This is a genomic window from Propylenella binzhouense, assembly GCF_009866965.1.
GTDB classification, from domain to species: domain Bacteria; phylum Pseudomonadota; class Alphaproteobacteria; order Rhizobiales; family Afifellaceae; genus Propylenella; species Propylenella binzhouense.
This window is the reverse complement of the sequence record NZ_SPKJ01000002.1, coordinates 23,264-34,433: the sequence shown is the minus strand read 5'-3', so window position 1 is coordinate 34,433 and position 11,170 is coordinate 23,264. Positions and strand designations below refer to the sequence as shown.

Genomic DNA, 11,170 nt, shown 5'->3' with positions numbered 1-11,170 from the left:
ACGCCGGAATTGACTGCGACGGAAAGACCGATCACTCGCTGGCAGCAGACCATTCCCATCACGGCGGCCATGGCTACAGCGCCGACACCATGCCCTGCGTAAGTGCCTGCTTGTGGTCGGCGGTAATGTCCGAGGGTGCTGTCGCGATCACCGCGACGAGGCAGTCTTTTGCAGATGTCGCCCGCCAGCTCCGGCCGGGGTGACAGTTCCGGGGCTCCGCCGCCCTCCACGCGGCATCTGATCCTGAGCACGGCCGGCGCGCCAGCGCGGACTGTGCGAGACCACCAGCAGGAATTCAGAACAGGCGCAGGGACTCTCTTTGAGAGAAACCGATCTCCGTCCCGCGGCGCCAGGAGCTCAAAGACATGAAAAGGTTCACGATCACTGCCGCTGCGGCAGTCCTCATCATTGGTTCGACAGCCCCAGCCTTCTCGGCGGGCAGCCACGCGCATGACCACCCGGCCGAGAACGGGACGGCAGACGCCCCGCTCAACGTCATCCGTGCTCCAGACGATCTCCCGGGATCCGTTGACGACCGCGGGCCCCGGACGGTGAAGATCGGCTTGGAGACGGTTGAGGTGACGGGGCAGCTCGCAGAGGGCGCCACCTACCACTACTGGACCTTCAACAGGAAGGTCCCGGGCCCTTTCGTGCGCGTGCGCGTCGGCGACACAGTTGAGGTGACGCTGGCGAACCGAGCCGACAGCGCCATGAAGCACAACGTCGATTTCCACGCCGTGACCGGACCGGGCGGCGGCGCCCATGCCACCGATGCGGAGCCGGGCGAGACGAAGGGCTTCGCCTTCAAGGCCACGAAGCCGGGACTGTATGTCTACCACTGCGCAGTGCCGACGGCCGCTTCGCACATCGCCAACGGGATGTACGGCCTGATTCTCGTGGAGCCGGAGGGCGGACTCCCGGCTGTCGACCGCGAGTTCTACGTGATGCAGGGGGAGATCTATACCCAGGAGGCGTTTGGCTCGCAGGGCATGCTCGCGGAGAGCGAGGCGAAGCTCCTGAGCGAAGCCCCGGAGTACTACGTGTTCAACGGCGCCGTGGGTGCTCTTGCGGGCGAGAACGCTCTCACGGCAGAGGTCGGCGAGACGGTCAGGATCTATTTCGGCGTGGGCGGACCGAACAAGACGTCGAGCTTCCACGTTATCGGTGAGATCTTCGACGCAGTATACGAGCTTGCATCTCTGGCAACCGAACCGCTCAGGGACGTTCAGACTATCTCGGTGCCTCCGGGCGCTGCGGCGGTTGTCGACCTGAAGCTGGAGGTCCCGGGCGAATACGTGCTCGTCGACCATGCGCTTTCGCGGGCAGCCCGGGGGTTGGTCGGCAAGCTCGTCGTCGAAGGACCTGATCAGGCGGACCTGTTCACTCCTCACCAGGCAACGGAGCAGACGGCGCACGAGGCTCACTGAGCGCTCGAAGTCGCGCCAGAGCTGCAACGCTGACTGTGGAAAGGTACTCTGTCATGAAGCTCAAAATCGCACTCGCGGCCGCTGCGGCCGTCCTCGTCCCGGTGTCTTTGGCGTCCATGGCCTCGGTTGCTTCGGACGAGACGGTCCAGGTCTACAAGGACGCCAACTGCGGCTGCTGCGGCGGATGGATCGACCACATGCGAACCTCCGGGTTCGACGTGGAAGCCACGAACCTTTCATACGAGGCTCTGTCGGCGAAGAAGGCTGAGGCCGGGATCGCCGACGAGCATGCCTCCTGTCACACGGCTTTCGTCGGTGGCTACGTGATCGAGGGCCATGTCCCCGCGGAGGATGTCCGGCGGTTACTGTCGGAACGGCCCGAGGCGGTCGGGCTGACCGCTCCGGGGATGCCAGCTGCGTCACCGGGTATGGACATGGGCAGCGAGCCTTATGATGTCCTGCTCGCTCACGGAGATGGAACGACTGACGTTTACGCCCGACACTGAACGGGCCTTCGGCCGCCAGTCCTGGCCGGTGCCCGAGACGAGCCGATCCGCGATGACACAGTACACCCGCGCCGCCCGTCGCGGATCGGCGCATTCTTGGGACAGTGGAGCTAAGTTCTCGATTTTTCCGTGAACGCCATACGGCTCGTTTGGTGGACGCTTATACCTGATGTCGCATGTTTCGGATCATCGTCCGACATCGTCCACCTCCAGCCTATCGGACGCACAGCTTGCGCCCTCGTTACACGCACAGCCCCCGCACAGGATACCGATACGGCGTGGGGTTCGGACCGGTCGTTGACTGGCGCCGCCGCAGCGGTACGGACCGTGACGGTGTAAGGACGAGCCTGGCTCGAACGTCCTTTAGGACAGATACGCCGAATCAGAGGCAGGGCGCGGTTTGTGCCGGCGCTTGGCACCTCGCTGGCTGCCGCGCACTCCTCAGAAGGAAACAGGCTAAGATCATGCGGGTCCTGTTCGTCACCTCCGAATTCTACCCCCTGGTCAAGACGGGCGGACTCGCCGACGCCTCGGCCGCCCTCCCGGCTGCACTGAGCGAGCTCGGTCTCGACATCCGCGTAATGCTTCCCGGCTATCCCGAGGTCATGGACTGCGCGGTCCATCTCGGCAGTGCGGTTCCGCTCGGTGAGGTGCCGGGCGCAGGTCCGGCGCGGCTCCTCCCCGCCCGAAGCCCCGGTTCCGATCTGCCGCTCTTGCTGATCGACTGTCCCCCGCTCTATCGCCGAGCGGGTGGACCGTACCAGGACCCGGATGGTCGCGACTGGCCCGACAACGACGTGCGATTCTGTCTGCTGAGCCGTGCTGCCGCGCGGGTCTCGCAAGGCGAGCTGGGGCTGGATTGGCGCGCGGACGTCGTCCACGCAAACGACTGGCATGCGGGGCTGGTGCCGCTGCTGCTCGACCACCACTCCGCGCAACGTCCGGCAAGCGTCTTCACGATCCATAACCTCGCCTTCCAAGGGCTGTTTGGTGCCGACCGGCTGCCGCGCCTGGGCATCCCGGCGGAGTGCTTCTCGCCGGATGGGATCGAGTTCCATGGCCGGATCTCCTTCCTGAAGGCGGGAATCCGCTACGCGGATCGTCTGACAACGGTCAGCCACACCTACGCGCGCGAGATACAGACGCCGGAATTCGGCTGCGGTCTCGATGGCCTGCTCCGTCACCGGGCCGGGCATCTCGCCGGTATTCCGAACGGAGCCGATTACGGCGTCTGGGATCCTGCCAATGATCCGACTTTGCCCCGGCGGTACAATCTGGCCGAGACCGGCGGCAAGCGCGTCTGCAAGGAAACTCTCCAGCGCGAGCTCGGCCTCGCCGTCGAACCGGATACGCCCGTCGTCGCCTTCCTGAGCCGCCTGACCGAACAAAAGATGGCCGACACGGTCGCCGAGGCCGTGCCGTGGCTCGTCGGGGCCGGCGCCCAGCTCGCCTTGCACGGGCAGGGCGACCGGGGGTTGGAGAGCCGCCTGCTGACTCTGGCGGAGCGTTATCCCGGCCGCGTCGCGGTGCGGATCGGCTACGAGGAACGATGCGCCCGACGTCTGCTGGCCGGATGCGACATCCTGCTGCATCCGTCGCGCTTCGAACCTTTCGGCCTCGTCCCAATCTACGCCATGCGCTACGGGACCCTGCCGGTGGTCCGGGCGGTCGGCGGGCTGGCTGACACCGTGGTCGACAGCTCCGCCCGGAACGAGCGCAATGCGACGGGCTTTGCCTTCTCCGGCGAGTCTCTGGAGGAGATGCTGGCCGGTCTGGAGCGCGCCCTGACCGGCTTCCAGCAGCCCCTCGCATGGCGCCGGATGCAACGCAATGCCATGCGGCAGGACTTTGGATGGCAGAAGCCAGCCGAGCAATATCTTGCACTTTACCGGTCGCTCGTCGGAAGCCGCGCTGCGTTCGGATCAGGAGAATCGGAGCGCCGGCGCGCTGCGCAACCGGGCGAAGATCCCACGCGACTGTCTACTCCGCTGCGAGCGCGGCCCGGAAGGGCGTAGGGCATCCCTCGTCTGTCGGGGTAGGCGGAAGCGCGGCTGCGCATCTTTCGTAAGACTGGTTGACGCGCTGTTTCGGCCCTCCCTCTGCGCCCCCTCAGACCGTCCGATCTTTCACGCCACCCCAGCGCCTCTGCAACCAATTGTAAATTGGACAGAACACGAGACCGGCATAAGCGCCGTACAGGAAGCTCTCGACGAGGCCCAACAGAAATCCCCACCAAGTCAGCCACGTGAAGGCCGGCAGCACCATTTCGAGAAATCCTTGCATACCCAGGCTTTGCGGCGTCACCAAGCCATAGACCACGCAAACCACGAAGGTGATTGCGGCCCAGAGGCCGAGGGCCCAGGTCACCAGCTTCGTGTTCAGCATCGCAGTCTCCGTTTGCGTTGGCGTGGGGATGGAACTTTATTCGCAGGCTCGGGAACTCTGGCCCATGCTCCGGGCGCTTGTTGCTCCGCCGGAACGACGGCAGGCCGGCCTCACCCCAGCTGCATTCCCCTAGTGGCGATGAGCGGGCGGGGCATTGTCGTCAGGCCTATCGACAGGCCCGGAACGATCTTCCCTGCCGGCACGATTACGCCGGCCGCGATGTCCATGGCCGCCGTGACCGCCATGGCCGAACATGTGCATGGCGATGAAGGCCAGGCCGATCACGACCCAAAGCCAGTTCTCCGAAAGCCAGTCCATGGCTCGACCTTCACCTTTGCGACTCGAACATGCTCGGCCTGAACCTTCGTTCCGGCGCTACCGCCGAGCCGGCTGGGCGATCTGATGGCCTTTGCCGTCGATCTCGATCTCGTGCAGGACGGCGAGCGTCTCCCCGTCGACAACCCAGAGCTTCGGCTCCACGTCGCTGGAGACGTAGAGCTTGCCGGTCCCGGCTATTGCCGCGACGTGATAGGGCGCGGGCGCCAGCGCGACATCGCGCCGCTGGCGGCCGGCGAGATCGAACGCGACGACGCGATCCTCGCCCATTACGGCCACGAAAATCGTATCGCCATCGTCAGCCAGCTCGAGGCCGTGCAGCGGCGCACCGGCGGCCAGATTGTCGACGACCTCGAATGTCGGCGTGTCCACCACCGACACGGTACCCGCGTCCACGTTGTTCACATAGAGCCTGCCGCCGTCGCGGGAGAGCACGAGGTGCTCGGGGGTCTCCCCGACGATCACATTGCGGCGCACGATCCAGCGCTCGACGTCGAGCTCGCTCACCGTCCCGTTGCCGGCGTTGCTCACGTAAAGCCGGCGGCCGTCCGGCGAGAAGGCGGCGTAATTGGCGTACGGCCCCGTGGCGACGGTCGCCGCGATCTCGAAGCTGGAGAGATCGAGCGCCGTGACGCCGCCGAGGCCCGGGTGGGTGACCGCGGCGAAGCGGCCGGTCGGATCCACCGCGACATGGTGGACGTCGCCCGGGACATCGACGCGGCGGATGACCGCCGCCGCCGCCGTGTCGATGATCGAGACCGTGCTCACCGTTGCCGAGGGCGGCGCGACCTCGGCGCCGGCAGCCGGGTGGTGGGCGGCATGCTCGGCGTCGGGGACGGCTTCGGGCTTGTCGGGCGCACCGGCGCCGGCCGGGCGCTCGTCCGCGCTCCCGGCGACGAGGTGCCGGCCATCGGGTGTCGATGCGAGGCCATGCACGGCGGGAACGCCTTCGATGCTGCCGATGACCCGGTCGGCGGCACCGTCGATGACGAGGATAGAGTTGGCGTGTCCCTGCGGGACGTAGACCGGATCGGCCAGCGCCACCGCAGGCATTGCAGCAAGCGCCGCGACAATCGAGAGACGGAGTTTCATCGCTTTACCTCTTTCGGGTTCGAGTCATGGAAGCGCCGCGTTCGAGCCGACCACCGAGCCGGAGGCGGGGCGGATAGCCGTCTCCGATACAGACGCAGCGGCAGCGTTGCCATTACGCCCGCCGGCGCAAGGAGTCGGGCCGTCGTTCTCGCGCGCCGCGTCGCAGCTGCAGTCACCGAAGCCGCCATCGCGGCAAGTCGGGCAGCAGTCCTCAAGCTTCTTCCTGAGGGCGCGCCGCGCCCGATGCAGGCGCACCCCGAGATTGTTGGCGGTGAGCCCGAGGTCGGCGGCAATCCGCTCGCGCGGCTCTTCGTCGAGATCAGCGCGCCGCAAGATCTCGGCGTAATCCGGCCTGAGCGTCGGCAGTGCATCGTGGAGGCAGCAGCACGGCAGTCCGTCCTGATCCGCGTCGACCTCCGACACCGTGCCTTCGATCTCGCGCCGATAGGCGGCTTCGGCCCGCTGGCGCGCGGCGCGCCGCCGATAGTGGTCGGTCAGCGTGTTGCGCAGAATGCGGCCGAGCCAGGCATCGATCTTTTCGTGGTGATCGGGCTTCCGTGCCGCGCGGATGACCTTCAGGCAGAAATCCTGCAAGGCATCCTCGGCGTCCTCGCGCCGGTCGAGGCGGCGGCGGAAAAAACGGAAGAACTCCCCCCGGCACTCGGACAGTCGCCGGCTTACCGTGTCATCGAGGGCAGCCGTCTCGGAGGCAGGAAATTGGTTGCATGACAATGCAGGCATCGTAGGGACTCCATGCGCAGAAGAACGTCTTCGGGCTCACGGAGCGGGCGGCGCATCGAGCGCCGCCACGCGTCCGTCAGGCGTGCGCAGGGAGACGAGGTGGGCGGAAGTGCGAGTGGAGAGCGGGCGGTGCCAGAGAGGTTGCCCGCCGGAATGGCCAGTCGTCCGGACCCGGGTGTAAGAAAAACGGCGCAAGTGCCACCGGCGCGCAACAGGGACACGAGCCGGACGAGTGGCAGTGCACGCCATCAAGGGCATCCGGCAGCGAGCGGTCGGGCTGGTGCTCGGCGTTCGTCACCTGCCCCATGTCCGTCACGTCCGCGCCGGCGAATGCCGGCGTGTCGTACGCGACGTGCAAGTTCGTGCTGAGCACGAGAAGCAACGACAGGACAAGCGCCACCGCTACCCGCCGCACGGGTCCGATCTGTGCCGCCCTTGTCGTACGCGCCCGCATCAGGAACCTGTGGCAGTCCTCATCATCATGGAATTATCCGTGCGGGAGTCTAGGCGCACATTGAGCTGGATCAAGTTGTCGCGACAGATCAGGTCTTGCTCGCCGAAAGGGATCGGGGTGACCGAGCATGGCGTCTGAAAATTCTCGACGGGAGCCCTGATTACCGATCGACACTGCGCGCCCCGCAGTGGGCCGTGCGCTGACGGGCAATCCTTCCACTCAGCCGCTTGCGATCGAGGACGGCACGCTGATCCTCTTCATCTCATCGTAGAGGCGCTCGACGTCTTCCCGCCGGCACAGTTCGGTTCCGGGCGACATCACGGCGGCGGCTCCCGCGGCCGTGCCGTATGCGAACGAATCTTCTGACGAGCGCCCCTGTGCGAGCGCAAGCGTCATCGCCGCGACGAAGCTGTCGCCGGCGCCGACGGCGCTCTTCACCGGCACTGCGGGGGCGGACAGCCGGAGGGCGCTGTCCGCGGTGACGAGCAGCGCGCCGTCGCGGCCCATGGTCAAGGCCAGCATTTCGCTCGCTCCCGTTCGTACCAGCTCCCGCGCGGCCTCCTCCTGGAGCGCCGGCTGGGGCAGCTGCCGTCCGACCAGCGCTTCGAACTCCCCGAGGCTGGGCTTGACCAGGTGGACGCCGCGCTCAAGTGCAGGGCGGAGCGCCCGGCCGGAGGTGTCCAGGACCAGTTTCACCTTTTTTCGGTCGGTCACATCGATGACTCTGGCATAGAAGTCGTCCGGAGCGCCGCGCGGCAGGCTGCCACTGACCACGAGGTAGTCGCAGTCGAGGTCCTCGAGCGCATCCAGACACGCCCGCCATTCGGACTCCTTCAGCAACGGACCTTCGGGGACGAACCGGTATTCGAGGCCGCTCGACCGTTCGTAGACGGCGTGGCTGATACGGGTGTGATCCCCGATGGCAATGCGCCGCCGCGGAATTGCTGCGGAATCTAAGAGTTCGTCGAGCACGCCGCCAGTGGCCCCGCCAGCCATATAGACCGCGAGCGCCGTGCCGCCGAGTTCCTGGACGACCCGCGCCACGTTGATCCCGCCGCCGCCCGGATCATACCGTTCGTCGGTTGTCCGGACCTTTCGGATTGGCTGAACCACCTCCGCTTGGGCCGAGCCGTCGACCGACGGGTTCAAAGTCAGCGTTACGATCGGTTTCACGGCGCAACTCCTCTGGTTCAAAGCTCAACGGAACAGCTGTGCGAGGCAAGGCAGAGCAGCCCTCGGCTGTGGCAAAGCGTCGCCAACCGCGTAGCGCTGCAAAGGAGGGCCAACAGCAAAAAGACGTAACAGGCTGCCCATCCTTACGCTGGCTGGATGCCGATTCCTGGTCCGCCACTGGTCCGCCACGCTAGAGAGACAAAGCACGCGAGCAGACCGAGCGGCGGAGCCGGGATGTGACGGCAGCGCGGTGCTGTAACCGGGCGCACCCTTGAGCGTCTTCGGTACCGAGGCCCTCACATACGCTTTTGGATCTTCGTTGGCGCATTCAACAGCACCTCAGCCGGAGCAAGACCGCATGGCCGCCCAGCGTCGATGTCCGCACCATTAATTCTGGCCGCGCTGACGCCCCTGCTCGCCGTCCTCGGCCTGCTGGTGGTCCTGCGCCTGCCGGCCGCCCAAGCGATGCCGATCAGCCTCGCCCTCACTGCCACCGTGAGCATCGTCGTCTGGAGCGTTTCCGTCCGGCACGTGCTCGCAGCGGCGATCGAGGGGGTGGTGATCGCGGCGTCGATCCTGTGGATCGTGTTCGGCGCCATCCTGCTGCTGAAGACCCTGACGGCGAGCGGCGCGATGGCGGCGATCCGCGGCGGGTTCAAGCGCATCACCCCCGATCCGCGCGCCCAGGTGATCCTGATCGCCTGGCTGTTCGGCGCCTTCCTCGAAGGGGCAGCCGGGTTTGGGACTCCGGCGGCGATCACCGCGCCGCTGCTGGTGGCGCTCGGCTTCGCGCCGATGGCCGCTGTCGTGCTCGCCCTGATCGCCGACAGCAGTCCGGTGTCGTTCGGCGCCATCGGCACGCCGGTCGTGGTCGGCCTCGCCCAGGGGCTGCAGGAGGGCGGCGATCTCGCCCCTGCCGCGGCCGACGTGATCGGCGACGCATCCTTATCGGATTTTCTTCGGTCTGTGGCGGTGCAGGCGATCACCATCGACCTGTTCGTCGGCAGCTTCATCCCGCTGATCCTGGTGCTGGTGCTGACCCGCTTCTTCGATCCGCGGCGGAGCTGGCGGGACGGGCTGCGCGCCTGGCGCTTCGCTATGTTCGCCGGCCTCGCCTTCACCCTGCCGGCGCTCGGGGTGGCAGTGCTGCTCGGGCCGGAGTTCCCCTCGCTCATCGGCGCCCTGGTCGGGCTCGCGGTGGTGGTGCCGGTCGCGCGCAAAGGGCTGCTGCTCCCGCCGCGCCTGCCGCCGCGGGGCGGGGATGATCGGCCCGCCGCCGCGCCGGCCCCCGGAATGCCGCTCGGCCGCGCCTGGGCGCCCTATCTGCTGCTGGCCCTCCTGCTGGTCGCGACCCGCGTCGAGTTCCTGCCGCTGAAGCAGTGGTTGCAGGCCGCGATGATCTCCTGGACGGGAATTCTCGGCACCGGGGTCGCCGTCTCGCTCGCACCGCTCTACCTGCCAGGGACCGTGTTCGTCGTCGTCGTGCTGGCCACCATCCCCCTGCAGGGGATGGGCGCCCGCCAGGCCGGCACCGCGCTACGCGAGACGGGTCTCGCCCTCGCCGCCAGCGCGCTGGCGCTGGGCACAGCCGTGCCAATGGTGCGCATCTTCATCCATTCCGGCGTCAACCAGGCCGGCCTCGGCAGCATGCCGATGGAGCTGGCGACGGTCGCGGCTGACTGGGTCGGCGCCGGCTGGCCGCTGCTGGCCCCGTTCGTCGGCGCCCTCGGCGCCTTCCTGTCGGGCAGCGCCACCTTCAGCAACATGATGTTCGCGCTGTTCCAGCTCGGCGCCGCCGAGCGCGCCGCAATCCCCGACACCGTCGTGCTGGCGGCGCAAATGCTCGGCGCCAACGCGGGGAACATGATCTCGGTGCTCAACGTCGTCGCGGCGGCGGCGGTGGTCGGCCTGCTTCGCCAGGAAGGAACGATCATCCGCTTCACGCTCGCGCCGATGCTCTACTACTGCCTAGCGGCGGGCATCGTGGCCCTGCTCCTCACGGTCGTGTTGTGAGCATGTCGCGATGGTAAACGAGGCTCCCCACGAGGGTTCTGCATCCGGCCGACTGTCAGTCCCGGTGCTCCTGCGGATCGTCACAGTGATGCTGCTTTGGGCGCTGTGCTTTCCGCTGATCACCGTCGGCCTTGAAATGGTGCCGCCGTTCTACTTCGCCGCGGCACGGGCGTTCATGGCTGGCGGCGCGTTGCTGGTGTTCGCAATGACGCTGGGGCGGCCGTTCCCGACCGCATGCAGCACCTGGGCTTCCCTGGTCGGGATCGGCCTGACGGCGACCAGTTTGGGATTTCTCGGCATGTTTCTGGCGAGCCAGTTCGTTGCCCCGGGTTTTGCCACGGTGGTCGCGAACACGCAGCCCTTGATCGCCGGCGTGCTCGCGTCGGTCCTATTGGGAGAGCGCCTCCGAGCGGGCGACCGTGTAGGACTGCTCCTCGGCTTTGCCGGCGTGACGATCATGACCTTGCCGCGCGTTCTGGCCGATGGCGGCAACGCATACTCGCTTGGCACCGCCTACGTCCTGCTCGCCGCCATCGGCGTTGCGATCGGCAACATCCTCATGAAACGGGTCGCCAATGGCGTGGACCCGCTCATGGCCATGGGATGGCAGTTGGTGTTTGGCGGCGTGCCGCTGCTGATCGCCGCGGCTGTCCTGGAGCCACTCCCCTCAGGCCTGTGGACGCCGCGGTTCCTGACCGTTCTCGTGACCCTCGCGCTCCTCGGCACCGCTCTCGCCTTCTATCTCTGGTTCGCGGTGCTGCAGAGCAGCTCCCTGACCCGAGCGAACGCGTTCAGTTTCATGACGCCGGTCTTCGGCATTGCGATCGGGATCGGCCTCTTCAGTGAGGATCTGGGCGCATTCCAGCTCGTTGGGATCGGCTTGGTCCTGCTCGGGATCCAACAGGTTACGCGGGGTTGAACGCACCCGAGCAGCGCCGGTCGTGGTGATGCTAGGTGGCGGGACTGCGGCCGATCGTCTGCTCTCGCAGCCGGACGGCCTCGGCCACTGGGTAATTTGCGTGCGCGTGCGGCGTCTATTGATG

General features: G+C 66.9%; 10 protein-coding genes. 5 read left to right on the top strand and 5 right to left on the bottom strand.

Annotated elements, in window-relative coordinates; genetic code table 11:
• Positions 1-365 precede the first annotated feature (365 nt).
• From nirK to glgA, 3 genes are all read left to right on the top strand, one after another.
• Positions 366-1,427, top strand: coding sequence for a copper-containing nitrite reductase (gene nirK / locus E4O86_RS00930; protein WP_161138641.1), 1,062 nt, complete (start codon positions 366-368; stop codon positions 1,425-1,427).
• Between the two features lie 53 nt (positions 1,428-1,480).
• Positions 1,481-1,933, top strand: coding sequence for a DUF411 domain-containing protein (locus E4O86_RS00925; RefSeq protein ID WP_161138640.1), 453 nt, complete (start codon positions 1,481-1,483; stop codon positions 1,931-1,933).
• Positions 1,934-2,397: 464 nt separating this feature from the next.
• Positions 2,398-3,948 (top strand): glycogen synthase GlgA, encoded by a 1,551-nt coding sequence (glgA, locus tag E4O86_RS00920; RefSeq protein WP_161138639.1) that lies wholly within the window; start codon positions 2,398-2,400, stop codon positions 3,946-3,948.
• A 94-nt stretch (positions 3,949-4,042) separates the two neighbouring features.
• Here the strand turns inward: glgA and E4O86_RS00915 are convergent, their stop codons facing one another.
• From E4O86_RS00915 to E4O86_RS00895, 5 genes are all read right to left on the bottom strand, one after another.
• Entirely contained in the window at positions 4,043-4,318 is a 276-nt protein-coding gene (locus E4O86_RS00915; RefSeq protein ID WP_161138638.1) for a DUF5676 family membrane protein, read from the bottom strand.
• Between the two features lie 129 nt (positions 4,319-4,447).
• The gene (locus E4O86_RS00910) at positions 4,448-4,636 is read right to left on the bottom strand and encodes a DUF2933 domain-containing protein (RefSeq protein WP_161138637.1); all 189 of its coding nucleotides are present in this window, start codon (positions 4,634-4,636) and stop codon (positions 4,448-4,450) included.
• 57 nt (positions 4,637-4,693) lie between these two features.
• Positions 4,694-5,746, bottom strand: coding sequence for a YncE family protein (locus E4O86_RS00905; RefSeq protein ID WP_161138636.1), 1,053 nt, complete (start codon positions 5,744-5,746; stop codon positions 4,694-4,696).
• A gap of 24 nt (positions 5,747-5,770) precedes the next feature.
• Positions 5,771-6,487, bottom strand: coding sequence for an RNA polymerase sigma factor (locus E4O86_RS00900; RefSeq protein WP_161138635.1), 717 nt, complete (start codon positions 6,485-6,487; stop codon positions 5,771-5,773).
• Between the two features lie 673 nt (positions 6,488-7,160).
• Positions 7,161-8,114, bottom strand: coding sequence for a hexose kinase (locus tag E4O86_RS00895; protein ID WP_161138634.1), 954 nt, complete (start codon positions 8,112-8,114; stop codon positions 7,161-7,163).
• A 375-nt stretch (positions 8,115-8,489) separates the two neighbouring features.
• Here E4O86_RS00895 and E4O86_RS00890 point away from each other — a divergent pair, with 375 nt between their 5' ends.
• Entirely contained in the window at positions 8,490-10,127 is a 1,638-nt protein-coding gene (locus E4O86_RS00890; RefSeq protein ID WP_161138633.1) for an L-lactate permease, read from the top strand.
• A gap of 10 nt (positions 10,128-10,137) precedes the next feature.
• Positions 10,138-11,046 carry a DMT family transporter gene (locus E4O86_RS00885; RefSeq protein WP_205520558.1) on the top strand — a complete coding sequence of 303 codons (909 nt, stop codon included), beginning with the start codon at positions 10,138-10,140 and terminating at the stop codon, positions 11,044-11,046.
• Positions 11,047-11,170: the final 124 nt, after the last annotated feature.